Origin of the sequence: Pseudobacillus sp. FSL P4-0506, from assembly GCF_038003025.1 — a bacterium.
Classification (GTDB): Bacteria; Bacillota; Bacilli; order Bacillales; family Domibacillaceae; genus Pseudobacillus.
In genome coordinates this window covers 1,846,235-1,867,070 of the sequence record NZ_JBBOOI010000001.1, presented here as the reverse complement: position 1 = coordinate 1,867,070, position 20,836 = coordinate 1,846,235, and the positions used below count along the sequence as shown (strand labels likewise).

Genomic DNA, 20,836 nt, shown 5'->3' with positions numbered 1-20,836 from the left:
TACTCTCTCTAGCCATAACGGTATTAGAAAGAAAGAGCTTATATTTGCTTTTCATCATTTACACGAGTAATTTTAATGTCTTTTAATAACTCTCTTACCACATAGCTGGCCATGACCAATCCGCAAACAGAAGGAACAAATGCATTAGAGGCAGGAGGCATTTTCGCTTTGCGAATCTCCGCTTGATCATTGCCAACTATCTTGCGAACATCCTCACGAATAACAATGGGACTTTCATCAGAAAATACAACCGGGATGCCTTTACGGATTCCTTCTTTTCTTAGACGAGTACGAATCACCTTAGCGATAGGGTCCGTGTGAGTCTTTGAGATATCCGTAATTTGAAAGCGCGTTGGGTCCATTTTATTAGCTGCCCCCATGCTCGAAATGATTGGAATGTTGCGTTTCAGGCATTCTTTCATTAAATGGATTTTATAAGAAATGGTATCAGAGGCATCAACCACAAAGTCCAAGCCATACTTAAAGAACTCTTCATAGGTTTCTTCTGTATAAAACATATTGAGCGTAATGACTTCACATTCCGGATTAATGTCAGCAATTCGCTGCTTCATTACTTCTGCCTTTGGCTGGCCAATTGTTGACAGCAAAGCGGGCAGTTGACGGTTCACATTAGTAATATCAATGGTGTCTTTGTCTACGAGTACTAGACGTCCTACCCCTGAACGAGCCAGTGCTTCCACAGAAAAGGAGCCAACCCCGCCGATACCGAGAATAGCGACGGTACTATTTTTTAAAATGTCGAGCCCTTCTTGACCGAAGGCAAGTTCATTACGTGAAAATTGATGCAACATGAATAGGATCACTCCATAACTTTAATAATATATTCTTATCTTTTCAGATAGGAATAATCTTACTTGAAAAGATACATTCATTCAATGTTTTCCCCATTATATACATAAAAAAAACAGCCTCTTGATCAGAGGCTGTCGGTTATTTTAGACACAGAGGGGAAATCCCGATCGTGCCGTCCTATAAATCTATATGTTTTGAACCCGCTCTAGGCAGGTGGGTGCCCTGCAGTAAAATTTGTAAGTCCTCGCGAAGGAGGCATGTACGCCATTTACAAACCCGAGCTCCCGTAACATACATTGTTCGGTCAAAACAGATAGTGAAAATAAACGGACACATCAGGACTTCCCTTCGTTGAAATTATAATAACATACGTAAATAATGTTTTCAACTTTCAATTGTCTAAATATTTAAAAATCACTTTTTCGCTGTTTGACGAATAGCTAAATGCAATTCCTCCAGTTGGCCGGAGCTTACTTCACTCGGAGCATCCATTAAAAGATCGCTGGCACTCGCTGTTTTTGGGAAAGCAATCGTGTCGCGTAAGTTTGTGCGCCCTGCAAGCAGCATAACCATCCGATCAAGTCCGAGAGCAATCCCGCCATGAGGAGGAGTCCCATACTCAAACGCATCCAGCAAGAAACTAAATTGCTCTCTTGCTTCTTCCTTCGTAAAGCCAAGCACTTCAAACATTTTTTCCTGGATATCACGCTCGAATATCCGAATAGAACCGCCGCCAAGCTCATACCCATTTAAAACAATATCATAAGCTTGTGCTCGTACTTTTTCCGGTTCATCATTTAGGAGTGGCAAGTCTTCACGAACTGGCATTGTAAATGGATGATGAGCAGCAAAATAACGCTTTGCGTCCTCATCATACTCAAGAAGTGGCCAATCTGTCACCCACAGGAAATTAAATTTATTTTCATCGATTAAGCCAAGATCCTTTCCAAGCTTTAAACGAAGAGCGCCAAGGGCGTCGGCTACGATCGATTTTTTATCTGCCACAAATAGCAATAAGTCGCCTGCAGCCGCTTCTGCAGAAGAGATTAAACCATTTTGTTCTTCCTCGGAGAAGAATTTAGCGATTGGTCCCTTCAAGCCGTCTTCTTCCACTTTCATCCAGGCAAGCCCTTTTGCTCCGTATATAGCAGCGAACTCCGTTAATGCATCAATATCTTTACGAGAGTAAATCGTTCCACCATTTTTAACGTTGAGGAGCTTAACTTGTCCACCGCTGGCAACAGCGCTAGCGAACACTTTAAAGCCTGAATCCTTTACTTGTTCAGACACATTGACTAATTCCATACCGAAGCGTGTATCCGGCTTATCGGAACCAAAGCGACTCATGGCCTCGTCATAGGTCATTCGCGGGAATGCCTCAGTTATTTCAATGCCTTTTACTCGCTTCATCACACGTTTCAGCATTTCTTCTGCCATAGCCATAATATCTTCCTGGCTCATAAAACTTGCTTCAATATCGATTTGTGTAAATTCCGGTTGACGGTCTGCTCGCAAATCTTCATCACGGAAACAGCGAGCAATTTGATAATAACGGTCAAATCCAGATACCATCAGCAGCTGCTTGAACAACTGTGGTGATTGTGGCAGCGCATAAAATTCTCCTCCGTGGACACGGCTCGGCACTAAATAATCACGCGCTCCTTCTGGTGTGCTCTTTGTCAAAATCGGTGTTTCTACATCAAGAAATCCTTCTTCATCAAGATAATCACGCACTGCTTTTGTCACATCGCTGCGCATTTTAAATGTTTCATACATCACTGGACGACGTAAATCCAGGTAGCGGTATTTCAAGCGAATGTCCTCAGACACTTCTGTCGCATCTTCAATTGGGAACGGAGGAGTTTTCGCCTCGCTTAAAATCGTTATTTCATTTACTTTTATTTCAACTTTTCCAGTAGCAATGTTTTCATTAACTGTACTTTCGTCACGAGCGATGACTGTTCCTTGAATATCTAATACATATTCATTACGTACTTTTTCAGCTATAGCTAATGCTTCAGCAGATGTTTCGGGATCAAACACGATTTGTACAATGCCTGTGCGGTCGCGAAGATCGATAAAAATGACTCCGCCTAAATCTCTGCGGCGCTGTACCCATCCTTTTAAAGTGACGCTTTCACCAATTTGCTGCTCTGAAATTTTTCCACATTCATATGATCTGCCAAACATTATTTTTCCTCCATTTTCTTTCTTAATGTCTCAACGAATTGGTCAAGCGTTATCTCTTGCTGCTCGCCAGTTTCCATGTCTTTTATATTGATTTTATTTTCCTTTAGTTCATCTTCGCCTAAGATTGCCACAAACCTTGCATTTAAGCGGTCGGCCGCTTTAAATTGAGCCTTCATTTTTCTGTCTTGATAGTCGCGTTCCGCCTTTATTCCTGCTTTTCGCAAGTCATGAACCAATTTAACCGTATGATCTCTCGCTTCTTCTCCTAAAGAAGCAACATAACAATCGAGACGGTTGTCAGCTGTCCATTCGATCCCTTCTGCCTCCATGGCAGCTAGAAACCTTTCCATACTAAAAGCAAAACCGATACCAGGAACGTCCGGACCGCCCATTTCACTAACGAGCCCGTTGTAACGCCCGCCACCGCACAAAGTTGTAATGGCACCAAACCCCTTTGCCCGGCTCATGATTTCGAAAGCTGTATGGTTATAATAATCAAGGCCGCGAACGAGGGTGGGGTCGATCGTAAAATTGATGCCCAAAGCGGTTAAATAGCTTTGCACTTTTTCAAAATATGTACGGGAATACTCATTTAAATAATCTAGAATAGATGGGGCTGACTTCATTAATTCATGATCCCGGTCTTTTTTACAATCAAGGATACGCATTGGGTTTTTTTCTAAGCGGCTTTGACAATCCTCACAAAACTCTCCAATCCGCGGTTGGAAATGTTGGATAAGCGCTTCTCTATGAGATACTCGACTCTCTTTATCGCCAAGGGAGTTGAGGACAAGTTCAATGTCCTTTAATCCTGCTGATTGATAAATGTCCATAACAAGCGCCATTACTTCCGCATCAATCGCCGGATCTTCACTGCCAATCGCTTCCACACCAAACTGAACAAACTGACGATATCGTCCTGACTGCGGACGCTCATAGCGAAACATTGGTCCGTTATAATATAATTTAACCGGTTGGTTCGGGTCACCGAACATTTTATTTTCCACAAACGAACGAACAACAGCGGCTGTTCCTTCCGGGCGAAGAGTCAAGCTGCGGTCGCCACGATCAGTAAATGTATACATTTCTTTTTGCACGATGTCTGTTGTATCACCGACACTTCGTTGAAACAATTCTGTGTGTTCAAAAATCGGCGTCCGAATTTCTTTATATTGATAATTACGGCAAATATCTGTAGCAATCTTCTCAAGCTGCTGCCATTTCTCTACCGTTCCTGGCAAAATGTCCTGTGTGCCGCGCGGAATATTTACACTCATTTCCTTTTCCTCCTTCAATCAATTTTCAGGTGTTTTTTTCCAAATAAAAAAACTCTTCATCCCTCCAAATAAGGGACGAGAGTTTCATTCCCGTGGTACCACCCTAGTTAAAGCGAACTTGTCGCTTTCACTTTTCCGATAACGCTTGGTCGCGTTTTCCCTTACTAAAAAACTTTTCTTTCAAGGAAAAACCTCCGGAGTGTTCCTTCATTATGGTGCTGGCGGGAACAGCTTACAGCCATGGCTATTCCTCTCTGGACGTGCGATCCGTAATTACTTTTCTCCCTCATTGGTTTGATCATTCAATTGTCAGTAACAGCCAAACAGGTACTAACGCGTATGATAAGGCCCGGGAGACTTCTCTAGACAGTCTCCAACCGTACTACACGTACACCTTCCGCTTTTCAATATCAATGTTCCTATTATAAAAAACTTTACTGAAGCATTCAAGTTTCTTTTTCACAACTTTCCGCATATAGAAAGCTTTTTGACTGTTTTATCCTGAAAAGACGGACCATTTTCTTAATTTTAGAAAAATCACGGAAAGAAACACCAAATCGTGAAAGAGATGCTAAAATAATACGTGAATTTATTTATCTTTTTTGAAGGCGGTGGATTATGGAAAGAAAGACAGTCAGTTTAATCATGGCATTTGTTTTACTATTGAGCCTTTTGCCTGCAGCCACTACTTTTGCAGAGGAGGCGCAACAGGTAGAAATTGCCGTGAACAAAGCAAATGTTCGCAGTGAGCCGAGTATGTCCGCCAGCCTGGTGGGACAAGCAGAGCGCGGCAAGAAGTACATAGTATTAAAGGAAAAATATGACTGGTATCAAATTCAGCTTGCAAACGGCACAAAAGGCTGGGTTGCTGGCTATATTGTTAAAGGGGCCAGCACTTCGGTCCAAGAAGACAAACAAGGGATTGTAAAAAGTACAACAGCTGAGAGATCGGCGACTGTTCTCGTTGATGATTTAAACGTACGCAACGAGCCTTCGCTATCAGCCGGTGTTCTTGGCAAGCTGCATATCGGCGAGCAAGTACCAGTTGAAAAAGTGACAAATGATTGGGTACATATCCATTACAAGGGACAAAGAGCTTGGGTAAGTCGACAATTTGTCCGCATCTCGAATAAAACGAAACAAACAGCGGACAACAGCGAGGCTCCAGCAGACGGTTTTGCCGTTATTTTATATAATGGGACCAACCTTCGTTCCGATGCCAGCACATCTGCTTCTGTCGTGGCAAGAGGATCACAAGGAGAACGCTATCCTATTCAATCCCGGGTTGGCGATTGGTATAAAATTAGTCTTTCCAGCGGCCAAAAAGCCTATGTGGCGAGCTGGGTGGTGTCAGTCAATGGAAAGGCTGCCGTGGACGAGCCTTCAACCGAGCCAGTTGCTGACCGCACACCTGGGTTAAGAGGGAAAACCATCATTCTCGATCCGGGCCATGGCGGTGTCGATGCCGGGACCACGGGTATGCACGGAACGTTTGAGAAATTCATTACCTTAAAAACAGCGGAACGCTTATACCATAAGCTGCGTCAGGCAGGGGCTAATGTTATTTTAACCCGATCGGATGATCAATACATCTCTCTTCCTTCCCGGGTGGCCACGGCCAGATATCATCGTGCTGATGCGTTCATCAGTCTTCACTATGATAGCACTCACCATAACGGAGCAAACGGCTTTACTACCTATTACTATCACAATGGGCATAAACAGCTTGCAAAAAAGGTAAACCGTAATTTAGAACAGTCTCTTCCTATGAAAAATCGTGGTGTCCGTCACGGTGACTATTACGTTTTACGTGAAAACAGCCAGCCTGCCATTTTACTGGAACTTGGCTATTTAAGCAATCCACGAGAGGCTTCGGCTGTTGTAACAAGCCCTTATCAAGAGTTAATTACCAATGGTGTATATAATGGGTTAAGCTCTTATTTTAATAACTAATATGAAAAACAGACGAATCCAAAATGGATTCGTCTGTTTTTTTATTAGCCCTGTTACGAAGGAGTATGGATTGACGCTCTGGTCGCTTTGTTTTTATGGACGCTATCGCTTGAAGCGCCTGCACCTCTTCATTTCGTAGGAAGACAACCGACCTTCATGTCTTCCTGCTAAGAGAAAAAGCGACTCTCTAAAGAGCCGCTTTAGTTGCTTTCTAATATAAATGTGACCGGTCCGTCATTAATAAGGGACACATCCATCATTGCACCAAATTTCCCCGTTTCAACATGGACACCTTTTTCTCTCAGCATTTCATTGAATCGGTCGTACAATTTCTCAGCTTGCTCTCCTTTAGCGGCGCTCATAAAGTTGGGACGGCGCCCTTTACGGCAATCGCCATACAAGGTGAATTGAGAAACAGATAAAATGGCACCACCTTCATCAAGCAGTGAACGATTCATCTTTCCTTCTTCATCCTCAAAAATTCTTAAGTGGACAATTTTTTCTGCCAAATAAGCCGCTTCTGCTTCCCCGTCTTCATGAGTCACACCAACAAGAAGCACGAGGCCGCTATCAATGCGGCCTACCACTTCTCCTTCTACAGTAACCGATGCTTCTTTACTTCTTTGCAAAACAACTTTCATTGTTAAAACACCCTTAATTTAAAATTCTGTGTACTGAATAAATATCTGGTATTTGCTTAATCCGTTCCACTACTTTATGCAGGTGACTAATGTTGCGAATATAAATGGCCATATCAATCTTTGCCACTTTATTGCGGTCCGATCTCCCCGAAACAGTGGAAATATTCGTTTTCGTTTCGCTGACCGCTTGCAGCACCTCATTCAATAATCCTTGACGATCATACCCTGAAATTTCAATCTCAACCGTGTACTCTTTTTGATCAGCCGCGCCGCCTTCCCATTCTACTTCGATCAGACGGTCTGTCGATTCTTCATCATTGACGTTCGGACAATCAGCTCGGTGCACAGAAACACCGCGTCCTTTCGTAATATAACCAACGATGTCATCTCCAGGAACAGGATTACAACAGCGAGACAAACGGATAAGAAGATTATCAATGCCTTTCACTGTCACTCCGGAATTTTTCTTTGGATGAGACGGGGAGGAAACAGGCTTTAAATCTTTTAACGTTTCTTCAACGATTGCCTCCTGGTCTCTCATTTTCCGCAATTTTTCGGTCAGGCGGTTAACCACTTGCAAAGCGGTGATCCCATTGTATCCAACAGCTGCATACATATCTTCTTCATTGGCAAAATTAAACTTCTCTGCCACACGCTTCACATTGTCAGGAGTGAGGACTTCCTTCACATCGAAATCCATGTTTTTAATTTCTTTCTCAACTTGTTCCCGACCTTTAATTACATTTTCTTCGCGGTTTTGCTTTTTGAAAAATTGTTTAATCTTATTTTTCGCCTGTGAGGTCTGAGCCATTTTCAACCAGTCTTTACTTGGGCCGTATGAATGCTTAGATGTTAAAATCTCGACGATATCTCCTGTTTGAAGCTTATAATCGAGAGTAACCATCTTTCCATTCACTTTTGCACCGATGGTTTTGTTGCCAATTTCGGAATGAATGCGATAAGCAAAATCAAGAGGGACCGAGCCCTTTGGAAGCTCAATGACATCTCCCTTTGGTGTGAAAATAAAGACCATATCGGAAAAGAAGTCAATCTTTAATGATTCCATGAATTCTTCTGCATCCGCAGAATCATTTTGATACTCCATAATTTCCCGGAACCAGGACATCTTTTTGTCGAATGAAGCTTTTTCATCAACCGTCTTGCCTTCTTTATATGCCCAATGAGCAGCTACCCCGTACTCAGCGATATGATGCATATCCTTCGTGCGGATCTGTACTTCAAGCGGGTCTCCTTTTGGGCCGATGACTGTCGTATGAAGAGACTGATACATATTCGTTTTCGGCATAGCAATATAATCTTTAAATCGACCCGGCATTGGCTTCCAGCAAGTATGAATAATTCCTAATACTGCATAGCAGTCTTTAATACTGTCAACAATAACCCGAACAGCTAGCAAATCATAAATTTCATTGAATTGCTTATGTTGAAGCACCATTTTACGATAAATGCTGTAAATATGCTTTGGCCGCCCAGATAGCTCGGCCTTAATCGAAATCTCGTCCAAACGCGTCTTTACATCATTAATCACTTCATCCAAGTATTGCTCACGTTCCGCCCGTTTACGCTTCATTAAATTAACAATTCGATAATATTGCTGCGGATTTAAATAACGTAAAGCAATATCTTCTAATTCCCATTTAATTTTTGATATTCCTAAACGGTGAGCCAGCGGTGCGAAGATTTCAAGTGTTTCATTGGCAATGCGCCGCTGTTTTTCATGAGGCAAGTGCTTTAGTGTCCGCATATTATGCAGACGGTCTGCCAGTTTAATTAAAATAACCCGGATATCCTGCGCCATTGCTACAAACATTTTCCGATGATTTTCCGCCTGCTGCTCTTCTTTAGATTTATATTTAATCTTTCCTAGCTTTGTTACCCCATCTACGAGCATGGCCACTTCTTTGCCGAAGGCTTCTTCCATGTCTGCCAACGTTATGTCTGTATCTTCAACGACATCATGCAAAAAACCGGCTGCTACAGTGGCCGGATCCATTTCTAAATCTGCCAGTATTCCTGCTACCTGAATCGGGTGGATGATGTAAGGCTCCCCTGATTTACGGTACTGGTCCTTATGCGCTTCCTTAGCGTATTGATAAGCTTTTTCTACGAGCTTGACATGTTCTGCGTTTAAATATTCACTCGCCTTCTCAATCACTTCATCGGCAGTCAATACCCGATCTTTTGCCATATGTTTACTCACCTTTGCCATCTATTAAATATTTTTGTTTCTGCTCTAAAAGATACTAATAGTTCTTATTATCGAAAAAAAGTAGGCAGATGTAAAGATATCTTGCTCATTTTCTAAAGAAAATGAAAAAGAATGTCGAAAATATTCACGTTATTTTCAGATTTTTTCTAAAACTGCCCTTCTTTAGCAAAGAAGGTATAAAAAAACAGGCACTGTCATCAGTGCCTGTTTTTCCTTTTATTCATAAGGAATCAATGTCAATACATCATATCCGTCCAATTTACTGCGTCCATTCAAGTAAGAAAGCTCCACTAAGAATGCAATACCTGCCACGATTCCACCCAGCTGTTCCACAAGCTTAATGGTAGCTTCAATTGTACCGCCTGTAGCAAGCAAGTCATCTGTAATTAATACACGCTGGCCCGGCTTCACCGCGTCTTTATGAATGGTCAAAACGTCATCCCCGTATTCCTTTCCATAGGTTACCTTCACTGTTTCACGCGGAAGTTTTCCTTCTTTGCGCACAGGAGCAAAACCGACACCCAGCGCATAAGCGACTGGACAGCCGACAATAAATCCACGGGCTTCAGGACCGACAATTAGATCAATCTCTCTCTCTTTAGCATATTCGACAATTTGATCTGTCGCATAGCGAAAAGCCTCTCCGTTGTCCATTAATGGCGTAATATCTTTAAACTTAATGCCCGGCTTTGGCCAATCCGGTACAATTTTAATATACGGCTTTAAATCCATGATTCAACTTCCTCCTCATTATCAACAGGGGCATTCACATGCTTATCCAGCCAGTCCTTTAATTCCTGGCATGAAGAATAGAGCAGCTGATTCTCCAGTTCAAATTGCATTTTCTTATTTTGATAGGTTCGAGATTCATTCAAATCTCGTTTAGGAGCCTGTTCATTCAAATGAATGACTCCTTCACTTATTGTAACAAAGTCAAGCTCAAAAAACACTTTTGACATAAAGTCAATCGTTTCCCGCGACCACCCGCGATGCTGGGCAAGCTGGTCTCCTTGTTTAGTTAAATCAAAGCTTTTTCTTTTTAATAAAAAAGCGTATAGCCATTTAAAATGTTCCCTCGTCGGCATCGTGCTGAAGAAGTGACTGTCCTTTTGATAGAAGTGAGCATAGATGCGTTCCGGGCAGCCTGTTTGCAGGAGTGCTTCCACTACTTCTCTCGTCGGGGGCAAGTCAACCAGCACAATGTTTTGCTTGTCAATGGACAATTGTAAAGCGGCTTCCTGCCCATTGACATATACAGTTTCTCCAGCAAATTTGCCTAAATTTAATTCGGCTGCTGTTTCCTCTTTAAATGTAACCAACAAGCGGTCATCCGGCACTTGGCTTATCCACCTTTCAAGCTGCCGATGACCTCTGACGTCAAATAATTGCCAATCGTCCACACGAAGATCTTTTAGAAACAATTGCGGCTTTCGAATATTATTCCACTCATTAACTGCTAATTCTCCAATAGCTGATACTTTTGAAAAAGGAGCAATATGATCAGCATATTGGCCCAGGCCAAAACCAATGCTATCCAGCGAACCGGCAGGGTCTTCAAGCTGAAGCTTCAAATGTGTCTTATCGGATCCAATCTTACGAATAGTGGAAAATTCCACTTTCTCGATCAGTACTTGTGGTTTGGGGTTGCCCATTCCATAAGGTGCCAACATATTCAATTCTTCAATTACAGACAAATTCACCTGTGCTAGCGGCACCACTGCATCAAGCTCCGTAACAGGAACCAGGTCTTCGGCAGATAGCTGCTCGCTAGCGAGTGAGCAAAGACGCTCTCTCAGCTCATCAACATCAGACAATTCCAGCGTCATGCCAGCTGCCATTGGGTGCCCACCAAAATGAGGAAGCAATTCCCGGCACTCGGACAAATTCTTGAAGAGATCAAAGCCTGGAATACTTCTTGCTGATCCCTTTGCCTTATTCGTTTCTGGATCAAAACTAAGCACAATAGCCGGCCGGTAGAATGTATCTACTAGTCTCGATGCCACAATGCCGATCACACCAGCATTCCAATTTTCTTTGCCTACAACAATAACAGGATATTTTTCTGGGGGATAGTGGGCCTGTACTGTCTCAATTGCTTCCTTTGCAATCTCTGAAACAATCGTTTGCCGTTCTTTGTTCATGGCGTCAATTTCCTGGGCAAGTTCACTCGCCTCTGCCCGATCTTTTGTGAGCAGTAAATCAACAGCCGGCGCTGCATCAGCGAGACGGCCGGCGGCATTGATGCGAGGAGCAATCATAAAGCCCACTGTTTCCTCATCTACCGCTTCTGGCTTTGTAGATGTTAGCTGTAAAAGCGCTTCAATTCCTGGACGCGAAGCCTGCTGAAGCTTTTTTATTCCCGCTTTGGCGATGGTTCGATTCTCTCCCTTTAAAGGCACAAGATCTGCAATTGTCCCAATAGCAGCCAGGTCCAATAGATGTTCCGGCACATGGCCATACAACGCATGGGCCACCTTAAAGGCTACTCCAACGCCTGCTAAATAAGGAAATGGATAGCTTCCTCCTGGCAGATTCGGATGAATAATAGCCAGCGCCTGCGGAAGCTCTGGTCCCGGCTCGTGGTGATCAGTAATAATTAAATCCATGCTAAGCTCAGCGGCTACAGCTGCTTCATTCACTGCAGCAATACCCGTATCTACAGTAATGATTAGCTGATACCCCTGTTCCTTTGCCAAACGAAAAGCTGACTCATTTGGCCCATATCCTTCGGTAAAGCGATTTGGAATATAGAAATCTACTTTTGCCCCCAAATCCGTTAAAGCCGTCATCATAACAGACGTGCTGCTTACTCCGTCTGCATCATAATCTCCAAATACTAAAATGGGCTCTTCATTTTCAATCGCCCGATAAATTCGCTCAATCGCTGTTCTCATTCCATCGAACAAAAATGGATCGTGAAATTCATGCCCTTTATCGTATAAAAAACTCCGCGCTGCATCTGTCTCAGTTATACCGCGATTGATCAACAAGGAGGCCAACAATGGGCTAATTCCCAATTGTTCCATCAGTTGATCCCTCACTTGTTCATCTGTCTTCTGAACAATCCAGCGGGTTTTTGATTTTAACATACCGTCACCCCTTAGCCCTACTATTATACAAGAGTAAAAATAGGGATTCAATGCAGGTGTTTATTTTCATAAAAAAAAGCGTTCTAGAGCAAATCTTCTAGAACACCTTGTATGGAGAGGATCCCTGCTTATTTTCCATCAGGAGCTATTCGTTTGATTGAATCAGCTTGGCTCTTTTCCCGTCTCTCCAGCTTTAAATCGTGAAGTTCCTGTTTTAGTTTTTCAATTTGATGAATAAGCACATCGTTTTGCCGCCTCAAGCCGATTGTACGAAACAGACTGAACGCTCCTGAAACTACTCCTCCCATTAATACCGAAACTATGATGACAAGGACAAGCGGCCATTCCGACTGTCCAAATACATAATTTACTTCCACCGGATTAACGTTAATGACAGCAAACACTGCAACAACCAAAGCAAAAAGAATCACGAGTAGCAAAGCCGATTGCATCTTCATCTTTATTCCTCCTTTTCAGCTAACTCTCTTCCTTGAAGCGCGATTGGTCGGGGTTTATATGAATGAAAGCGTCCTGAACGTCAGGAAGTGCCAGCAGCTTCTGCTTTACTTGCTTTCCGACACTATGCCCTTCTTCTACGGTCATTAAAGGATCCACGGATATTTTCAAATCTATAATTACATAATGGCCGTGTTCCCGTGCGTAAAGAGAATTAATCTTTCGCACATCAGGAACAGATAAGACGGCCTCTCTAAATGAGCCTGTATTCTCCTCATGAAGAACATGGTCCATTGTGTTGTGTATCGACTCGCTTCCGACCGTCCAAGCAATCTTCAACACAAGCACCGAAACAAGAAGCCCCGCAACTGGATCACCATAAACAAGCCATTCTATTCCGAGCTTCCCACCTAGCATCGCGGCCCCAATACCAATCAGTGCAGCTATAGAAGAGTACACATCCGAACGGTGTTCATATGCGTTCGCAATTAGCGCATTGCTCTTTAACCTTTTTCCCAACCGGTACTTGTATTGAAACATCGCCTCTTTCACAAGAATAGAAAAGAGAACAGCATAAATAGCAATGGCCTTGGGAGGCTCGATGTTGTGAAAAAATGCTTTAACTGACGAAATGCCAATCTCGATTCCGACAAGAACGAGCAGTACAGCAACAACAATAGCTGAAATAGACTCTGCTTTGCCATGCCCATAGGGATGATCTTCATCAGGTGGGCGTTTAGCCGCTCTTAAGCCAACCCATACAGCGAGTGAGCCAGCCACATCGGATGCTGAGTGTGCAGCATCTGCAATCAGCGCCCGGCTGTGGCCGATCACTCCGCATACTCCCTTAAGAACAGCCAAAAAAATATTCCCGACGATTCCAACCACTGCTGCAAATTCTGCTTTTTTAAATCTTTCCTCTTTCTCCATCTAACGGCCTCCTCCATTTCCTCTGCTATTATTATGAACAATCGGCAGAGGATTCATGAAAAGGGACATCCGTCCGATTGATTATCTTACAGAAAAAGCCCTCTGTCATTTACATAAGAGTAGATGACAGAGGGCTTTACACTTCAGGTTAACAGAATAGCGGTAAACGACACTCCCTCTTTCGGAGTCTGAACGGCAACTTCTCGCCGAGCGCTATCGCGCTGATTGAGCACCTTCCGCTTTTCTTTATACTTGTGGTTCGTCGCTCCATTGTTTTTTCTCTTTGTAAGTAATAATAGAGCCTTTTTTCTTGAGTTCCTTCTTCTTCCATATGAGCCACAGCTGGGCGGCGATAAAGAGGGACGAGTACACCCCTGAAATTAGACCAACGAGAAGCGCAATGGAAAAGTTACGGATTGATTCACTTCCAAATAGAAGCAAGGCAACGACAGCAATAACAACCGTCAGGACAGTATTGACTGAACGCGTAAACGTTTGGCGCAAGCTGACATTGACGATGTCTTCAAGCTCCTGCTCTGTTTTGATTTTGCGTCTCTTCGCCATATTCTCACGCATCCGGTCAAAGGTAACAATCGTGTCATTAATGGAATAACCGATGATCGTTAGAACCGCAGCGATAAAGGTAATATCTACTTCAAGGCGTATTAGACTGAAAACAGCTACGATGAAAAAGGCATCGTACAGCAAGGAAATAATCGCTCCGAGCGCCATGTAAATTTCAAAGCGGATCGTCACGTACAAAATAATCCCAACAGAAGCAATAACAAGAGCTTTGACCGCATTTTTCGCAAGCTCTTTTCCAATGATTGGCGAAACTGTACTGATATTTGGCTCACTGCCATACTTTTTAGCGAAGTGTGCTTTTACATCCGCTACTTTATCTTGAGAGAAAGACTCTTTAAAACGGGCAACCCCCACGTTTTTCTTTTCTCCCGAAAGAACGATATCGTCCGTAGAAAGACCAACTTCTTTTAATTCATTTTTCACCACTTCTTCAGTTAATGGCTTGTTTGACATAATTTCCATGCGCGTTCCGCTTGAAAAGTCAATTCCAAGGTTCAAACGGAAGAACGCCAGAACAATGATGCCTGCTACAAGAACGATTGCTGAAAAAGCGAAAAACTTATTATGATGCTTCACAAAATCAAGCTTGTCAAAGCGTGTCGGTAAATCGATCGTATCATAGTTCTCGCTAATGTCTTTAATATCTTTTTTCCTAACACCAAACCAGCCTGGTTTGTCCTTTAGCCAGTTGCTTTGAACAAACAAACTGAGCAGCAAGCGAGACCCCCAAATGGCCGTAATGAAACTCACGAGGATGCTGACAATAAGCGTCGTCGCAAACCCTTTAACCGAGCTTGTCCCGAAGTAAAATAGAACGGCCCCGGCCAAAATAGTCGTTAAGTTTGCATCAAGAATCGTTAGGAAGGAACTTTTATTCCCTTCTTTAAAAGCGGCCCTGATCGAGCGGCCTACTTTAATTTCTTCTCTGATCCGTTCATACGTAATGATGTTGGCATCAACCGCCATCCCAACACCGAGAATTAAAGCGGCAATACCTGGAAGCGTTAAGACAACATTCATCCAGTCAAAAACTAGTAAAATTAAATAGATATAGACTGAAAGAGTAACTGTCGCAATGAATCCCGGCAACCGGTAATAGAAAAGCATAAATAAATAGATAATAGAGATCCCGATAATCCCCGCGAGGATCATTTCATTCAGTGCTTTTTCCCCAAATTGCGCTCCAACGGAAGTGGAATACACTTCATCCAATTTTACTGGCAAGGCACCAGCTTTTAGTAAAGACGCCAGGTTCTGTGCTTCTTCAACTGTAAAATTCCCTTCAATTGTCACTTCATTCGTATCAAATACTTGACTGACATTCGGGGCAGACAAGAACTTAGGGTTTTTCTGCTGAACTTCTTTTCGGAAAGAGTCTTTTCCTTCTTCAAAGTCGAGCCAAATAACAAGCTGATTGTTTGGCGCCATCTTAAGAACGTGCTCTGTCACTTCTTTAAACTTCTTGCTGCTTTTCAATTTTAATGCAACGTTTGGCGCTCCTTGCTGTGTGAACGATTGCTTCGCTCCACCTTCTGCAAGGTCACTCCCGTCCATCATAAGCTTATCGTTGGCATCGCGGAAAGACAGATTTGCTTGCGTAGAAAGCATTTTCCGTGCTTCTGTTTGGTCTTCTACACCCGCGAGCTGAACACGGATACGATTGCCTTCTTCAATCTGAATAATCGGCTCACTTACGCCGAGAGCGTTCACCCGCTTATCCAGGGCATCGGCTGTATTTTTCACGACTTCTTGTGTAATCTTCTGGCCCGGTTTTGCTGGTTCAACCTCATACAGCACTTCAAACCCGCCTTGAAGGTCAAGCCCAAGTTTTATATTGTTGACAATGTCCTTTGTCGTGAGCCCGATTGCACTTGCAAGCAGCAGCACAATAAGAAAAAAGGCCACAATCCGGCTGCGTTTTACCATTGTACAATTTCCTCCTTAATTCAAATCATCTGCAACAAATGAATAAAATGATTTCCAATATGATGAAAAAAATTCTGGTAAAAGGATACCAGAATTCCTTAACAAAACTATTATGAAGTAGAAAATAACTGCTGTCAATTTTACTTAACTTTTTTCGTCCCAAGCAGTTCCCGCAGTTCTTCCCCGTTGACTTCCTCAAACCAATTCGTCGAGCGATAGGCTTCAATGGTCGCATAATTCATATAATCCCCCGGCATCATGGATAGGATATCAGCGACGAGTTCATATACGTGTACATCCTCTTCAGGCTTTCGCCATTTTTTCATCGTTAAATACTTCCACAAAGAAGGAATGTCAATGGTTCCGTAATTCAACAGCCGAAATTCCTCAACCTTGCTTTTTAACGCCGGCAATAAATATTGAAAATACTTGTCATATGGATGTATTTCCCCCATCCTTCTCCTCCCCTTTTGTTTAGAAGAATCAATGAACTTGTCATGCTTGCCCGACTAGATGGCATATATATCATTGTAAAGCAATTCATCTATTTTGAGAAGGCAGGGAGACAGATGTCAAAGTTTTTAAAGGGGACACTCGTTTTAATGGCAGCTATGTTCATTACAAAAATACTCGGCTTTGTCAATCGCATTGTAATCGCCCGTCTGATCGGCGAGGAAGGTGTCGGCTTATACATGATGGTATTCCCATCATTTATTCTTGTAGTCACACTCACACAGATGGGGCTCCCTGTAGCCATCTCCAGAAGTATTGCCGCCGCAGAAGCAAGGGGCGACATAGCAAAAATGAAAAGGATTTTAGCTGTATCGCTATCTATTACGCTGTCACTATCGTTACTTTTTACACCTGCACTTTTGCTGCTCGCTCCTTATTTGTCAGAAGTGTTATTTACCGATCCGCGCACCTACTATCCTTTAATCGCCATTACGCCAGCTATTCCGATTATTGCGGTTTCCTCCGTGCTACGTGGATATTTCCAAGGTAGACAAAATATGAAGCCGGCTGCCTATTCTCAAATATTGGAGCAGATTGTCCGAATTGGTCTGATTGCTTTATTTACAAAGGAAATGCTCCCTTATGGAATGGAATTCGCTGCTGCCGGAGCAATGGCTGCCGCTGCCTGTGGAGAACTTGTTTCATTGCTTTATTTATTACTAATGTTCCGATTTAATAAAAACTTTCTGCTTCGGCGTCGCTTCTTCCGGGCTATTCGCACTGGAAAAGAAACAGTAAAAGAACTATTCGAGGTCGCCATTCCTACAACTGGCAGCCGGATGATCGGTTCTCTCTCGTGGTTTTTTGAACCGATCGTCGTCACTCAAAGTTTAGCTATCGCTGGTGTAACAGCCATCGCGGCTACCAAACAATATGGCGTGTTAACCGGATATGCACTCCCGGTTATGTTCTTGCCATCATTCGTTACCCTAGCCTTGTCCACGTCTCTCGTTCCTGCTGTCAGCGAGGCGTACGCTAAGAAACAACATCAGCTGCTGGAGCACCGCGTCCAGGAAGCCTTGCGCTTTTGCCTTGTGACAGGCGGGCTGTCTGTGCTGCTTTTGTTCTTATATGCTGAACCGCTCATGCAATTTATGTATCATTCATCCAATGGTGCCCGCTTTATTGAGTTAATGGCTCCTTTTTTCTTATTTTATTATTATCAAGGCCCCCTCCAGGCTGTTTTGCAAGCGTTGAACTTGGCCAATGCAGCAATGATTAACAGCCTAATTGGCGCCGCTGTAAAGTTAGCTGTTATCTTTATTTTTGCTTCACAGCCGCAATTTGGCATCTATGGCGCTGCGCTTGGCATGGCTGCAAGCATTTTACTCGTTACTCTGCTGCATTTGGCGACTGTCTTTAAAAAAATTTCTCTTACCGTAAACATTCACCAGTACGTTAAATTTTCTCTCGTTCTGGCTGCTTCTTTCTTTATTAGCCGTTCCTTAAACGATCTATGGTTGGATACGCTTAGTTCTTTCACTTACCTAGCTGCCGGGGCAGCACTAACCATTCTTTGCTACTTTGTTTTTTCCGTTATGCTCGGTCTTGTGACTAAACAAGATTTATCGCGGCTTCCTTTTGTAAAAAAATAAATCGGCTTTTATACTCCCATCTTGTCAATATAAAACGTGCCATCATGGAAGCTACAAAACGAAATGCCTTTAATATCTTTGTAGCCTCTTTTCTTTAATTCACGCATGAGCCATTGCTCTGTTTTGCCAATCATTCGCAAATGTTCATGATGGACTTCGCCATCCAGCACAATCGGCAATGTGAATGAGCCCTCTTTTTTCTTATTCTCTTTCTTGAGAATTGACAGAGTGCCGGATGTTTCCAATATAGCGAATTCGATATCATCAATATGGCGAATATCTTTATCACGCAGTTGAAGAAGTAAATCATCATAATTATAGCGATGTCTTCTCATCGCCTTTTCATCAATCTTTCCGTGTTTAATAACAATCTCTGGTTTGCCGTCGATAAACTCTCTGAACTTTACATTTTTTAAAGAGATATACGCAAGGCTGATTTGAATAATAACGAGAAGAGCGATGGGCACAAGTGTGTGCATTAACGGATCATTCGGCTGCTCAATGGCAATGACAGCCATTTCACCAATCATAATGAATACAACGAGATCCAGGATACTCAGCTCACCAATCTCTCTTCGGCCCATCATCCGGAATACAAATAAAATAACAACATATAGAAATATGACTCGAAAAATGATTGTCCAGTAAACCATGGAACTCTCCTTTATATCTGTTAATGTTACCTCTTAGTGTGAGCCTAAGTGAAAAAAACATGAAATACAAACAATGGAAAGTAAGGAGGACTTTAACGTGAAGCCTTTCAGTTATGGAATTATGTATGGAACGATCGTAATTTTTGTATTTGCTGCGGTGTGTAGCCTTGTCTTTTCTCTTATTTTACGGTTCAGCTCGTTGAATGAATCATCCTTGCATCTCTCGATTACAATCACCTCATTTTTTGTGCTTTTTATCGGGGGATTTATTTCAGGAAAGCTCTCTGGCCAAAAGGGCTGGCTCTCAGGAGGAGCCGCTGGGCTCTTATACAGTTTAGTTATGATTCTTTACCAGTATTTAGGTCATGATTCCGTCTTCGGATGGGAGCAGCTCGTCTATCATCTCTGCTTTATCGTCACAGCAATGATGGGCGGTGTGCTCGGTGTGAATATGTCTTCAAAAAAATAAAAAAAGCAAATCAACCTATTTGGTTGATTTGCTTTTTTATTACATTATTGAGGTGTCACTGCTTTTTCGGACACTTCACGAATGGCAGAACGATCATATGTAAGACGGCTGCCATCCCCGCATTTAATCACGACTGTGCCTTCTTCAATTGCATCGATAAATCCATGCAAACCGCCGATAGTCACCACTCTGTCGCCTTTTTGCAAACTATTTTGCATTTCCGCTACTGATTTTTGACGCTTTTGTTGTGGACGGATAAGCAAAAAGTAAAATAAAACAAACATCAACACGAGCATAATAATTGACTGCATAATTTCACCCCTTTCTGAGAACGATGTTAGAAGTTTTTCGCATCCGGACGGTTAAAACCGTAGGTCTCGAAAAATTCTTCCCTAAAGTCTCCCAGACGGTCTTCTCTAATCGCTTCTCTTACTTGTTCCATTAATTTTATCAGAAAATATAAGTTATGGTAAGTTGTAAGCCTAATTCCAAATGTTTCATTCGCACGTATGAGGTGACGAATGTAAGCGCGCGAGTAATTTCGGCACGTGTAGCAGTCACAGTTTTCATCAAGCGGCCCAAAATCCCGGGCATATTTAGCATTTTTTACAACCAATCTTCCCTCACTCGTCATCAGTGTCCCATTTCTTGCAATTCGCGTTGGCAATACACAATCAAACATGTCTACGCCACGGATCGCCCCGTCAATTAAAGAATCAGGCGAACCAACCCCCATCAAGTAGCGCGGCTTTTGTGCCGGCAAAAGCGGAGTGGTGAATTCAAGCACGCGATTCATCACATCTTTCGGCTCTCCAACAGACAAGCCACCGATCGCATAACCTGGGAAGTCGAGAGAAACTAAGTCATTGGCACTTTGACGGCGGAGCTCTTCATATTCTCCTCCTTGGACGATGCCGAACAGCCCTTGATCTTCCGGACGAGAATGAGCATTCAAACACCTTTCTGCCCAGCGAGAGGTTCTTTCGACTGAGCGTTTCATGTAATCATACTCTGCAGGATAGGGCGGGCACTCATCAAACGCCATCATAATATCAGACCCAAGCGCATTTTGAATCTCCATTGCTTTTTCCGGAGATAAAAACAGCTTGTCCCCATTTAAATGATTACGAAAGTGAACCCCCTCTTCTTCAATTTTACGAAAATCACTTAAAGAAAATACTTGAAAACCGCCTGAATCTGTTAAAATCGACCGGTCCCAATTCATAAATTTATGAAGACCGCCTGCTTCTTTAACAATTTCATGACCAGGGCGCAGCCAAAGGTGGTATGTATTACTCAAAATAATGTTAGCGCCCATTTCTTTTAACTCTTCCGGAGACATCGTCTTAACAGTCGCCAATGTTCCTACCGGCATGAACACAGGCGTCTCAAAACTTCCATGCGGTGTGTGAACACGTCCCAGACGAGCTCCCGTTTGCTTACACGTTTTGATTAATTCATATTTAATTGCTGGCAAATCAATGCCACTCCCTTCTAAATAAAAGCGGAAGGCGCT

General features: G+C 42.9%; 17 protein-coding genes, 1 other RNA gene and 1 other annotated feature. Of the genes, 3 read left to right on the top strand and 15 right to left on the bottom strand.

Annotated elements, in window-relative coordinates; translation table 11 throughout:
- Nucleotides 1-38: 38 nt before the first annotated feature.
- The 4 genes from MKZ02_RS09120 to hisS all read right to left on the bottom strand — a co-directional run bounded on the left by MKZ02_RS09120 (nucleotide 39) and on the right by hisS (nucleotide 4,280).
- Entirely contained in the window at nucleotides 39-812 is a 774-nt protein-coding gene (locus MKZ02_RS09120) for a tRNA threonylcarbamoyladenosine dehydratase (protein ID WP_340853176.1), read from the bottom strand.
- Between the two features lie 157 nt (nucleotides 813-969).
- Nucleotides 970-1,158: non-coding RNA, 6S RNA (ssrS, locus tag MKZ02_RS09115), on the bottom strand.
- A gap of 69 nt (nucleotides 1,159-1,227) precedes the next feature.
- The gene (gene aspS, locus MKZ02_RS09110; protein WP_340853173.1) at nucleotides 1,228-3,003 is read right to left on the bottom strand and encodes an aspartate--tRNA ligase; all 1,776 of its coding nucleotides are present in this window, start codon (nucleotides 3,001-3,003) and stop codon (nucleotides 1,228-1,230) included.
- A complete protein-coding gene (gene hisS, locus MKZ02_RS09105; RefSeq protein ID WP_120033308.1) occupies nucleotides 3,003-4,280 on the bottom strand; it encodes a histidine--tRNA ligase in 1,278 nt (425 codons plus the stop codon). Before hisS ends, aspS begins: the two co-directional genes overlap by 1 nt.
- A gap of 68 nt (nucleotides 4,281-4,348) precedes the next feature.
- Nucleotides 4,349-4,579: a binding site (T-box leader), on the bottom strand.
- Between the two features lie 319 nt (nucleotides 4,580-4,898).
- Here hisS and MKZ02_RS09100 point away from each other — a divergent pair.
- Nucleotides 4,899-6,233 (top strand): N-acetylmuramoyl-L-alanine amidase, encoded by a 1,335-nt coding sequence (locus MKZ02_RS09100; RefSeq protein ID WP_340853172.1) that lies wholly within the window; start codon nucleotides 4,899-4,901, stop codon nucleotides 6,231-6,233.
- Nucleotides 6,234-6,433: 200 nt separating this feature from the next.
- Here MKZ02_RS09100 and dtd read toward each other — a convergent pair whose 3' ends face one another.
- The 8 genes from dtd to MKZ02_RS09060 all read right to left on the bottom strand — a co-directional run bounded on the left by dtd (nucleotide 6,434) and on the right by MKZ02_RS09060 (nucleotide 16,545).
- On the bottom strand, nucleotides 6,434-6,874 hold the full coding sequence (gene dtd, locus MKZ02_RS09095) for a D-aminoacyl-tRNA deacylase (protein WP_120033314.1): 441 nt from the start codon (nucleotides 6,872-6,874) through the stop codon (nucleotides 6,434-6,436).
- Nucleotides 6,875-6,887: 13 nt separating this feature from the next.
- The gene (locus MKZ02_RS09090) at nucleotides 6,888-9,083 is read right to left on the bottom strand and encodes a RelA/SpoT family protein (protein WP_120033317.1); all 2,196 of its coding nucleotides are present in this window, start codon (nucleotides 9,081-9,083) and stop codon (nucleotides 6,888-6,890) included.
- Nucleotides 9,084-9,320: 237 nt separating this feature from the next.
- Nucleotides 9,321-9,836 (bottom strand): adenine phosphoribosyltransferase, encoded by a 516-nt coding sequence (locus MKZ02_RS09085; protein WP_120033320.1) that lies wholly within the window; start codon nucleotides 9,834-9,836, stop codon nucleotides 9,321-9,323.
- The gene (gene recJ / locus MKZ02_RS09080) at nucleotides 9,827-12,193 is read right to left on the bottom strand and encodes a single-stranded-DNA-specific exonuclease RecJ (RefSeq protein WP_340853166.1); all 2,367 of its coding nucleotides are present in this window, start codon (nucleotides 12,191-12,193) and stop codon (nucleotides 9,827-9,829) included. Before recJ ends, MKZ02_RS09085 begins: the two co-directional genes overlap by 10 nt.
- A gap of 128 nt (nucleotides 12,194-12,321) precedes the next feature.
- A complete protein-coding gene (locus MKZ02_RS09075) occupies nucleotides 12,322-12,651 on the bottom strand; it encodes a LapA family protein (RefSeq protein ID WP_120033327.1) in 330 nt (109 codons plus the stop codon).
- Between the two features lie 19 nt (nucleotides 12,652-12,670).
- Complete coding sequence (locus MKZ02_RS09070; RefSeq protein ID WP_120033330.1) at nucleotides 12,671-13,579, bottom strand: cation diffusion facilitator family transporter; 909 nt, start codon at nucleotides 13,577-13,579, stop codon at nucleotides 12,671-12,673.
- A gap of 246 nt (nucleotides 13,580-13,825) precedes the next feature.
- The gene (secDF, locus tag MKZ02_RS09065; protein ID WP_340853164.1) at nucleotides 13,826-16,090 is read right to left on the bottom strand and encodes a protein translocase subunit SecDF; all 2,265 of its coding nucleotides are present in this window, start codon (nucleotides 16,088-16,090) and stop codon (nucleotides 13,826-13,828) included.
- 140 nt (nucleotides 16,091-16,230) lie between these two features.
- Entirely contained in the window at nucleotides 16,231-16,545 is a 315-nt protein-coding gene (locus tag MKZ02_RS09060; RefSeq protein WP_340853163.1) for a post-transcriptional regulator, read from the bottom strand.
- Nucleotides 16,546-16,659: 114 nt separating this feature from the next.
- Here MKZ02_RS09060 and spoVB point away from each other — a divergent pair, with 114 nt between their 5' ends.
- Nucleotides 16,660-18,198 carry a stage V sporulation protein B gene (gene spoVB, locus MKZ02_RS09055; RefSeq protein WP_340853161.1) on the top strand — a complete coding sequence of 513 codons (1,539 nt, stop codon included), beginning with the start codon at nucleotides 16,660-16,662 and terminating at the stop codon, nucleotides 18,196-18,198.
- Nucleotides 18,199-18,206: 8 nt separating this feature from the next.
- Here the strand turns inward: spoVB and MKZ02_RS09050 are convergent, their stop codons facing one another.
- Complete coding sequence (locus MKZ02_RS09050; protein WP_120033340.1) at nucleotides 18,207-18,851, bottom strand: DUF421 domain-containing protein; 645 nt, start codon at nucleotides 18,849-18,851, stop codon at nucleotides 18,207-18,209.
- Between the two features lie 97 nt (nucleotides 18,852-18,948).
- Between MKZ02_RS09050 and MKZ02_RS09045 the strand changes: the two genes are divergently transcribed.
- Nucleotides 18,949-19,320, top strand: a complete 372-nt coding sequence (locus tag MKZ02_RS09045) for a TIGR04086 family membrane protein (RefSeq protein WP_340853157.1) — start codon at nucleotides 18,949-18,951, stop codon at nucleotides 19,318-19,320.
- A 44-nt stretch (nucleotides 19,321-19,364) separates the two neighbouring features.
- On the opposite strand, the gene yajC is transcribed toward MKZ02_RS09045, so the two are convergent.
- Together yajC and tgt are read right to left on the bottom strand one after the other, a co-directional pair.
- Complete coding sequence (gene yajC / locus MKZ02_RS09040; protein ID WP_120033344.1) at nucleotides 19,365-19,631, bottom strand: preprotein translocase subunit YajC; 267 nt, start codon at nucleotides 19,629-19,631, stop codon at nucleotides 19,365-19,367.
- 26 nt (nucleotides 19,632-19,657) lie between these two features.
- Nucleotides 19,658-20,797, bottom strand: coding sequence for a tRNA guanosine(34) transglycosylase Tgt (gene tgt / locus MKZ02_RS09035; RefSeq protein ID WP_120033349.1), 1,140 nt, complete (start codon nucleotides 20,795-20,797; stop codon nucleotides 19,658-19,660).
- Nucleotides 20,798-20,836: the final 39 nt, after the last annotated feature.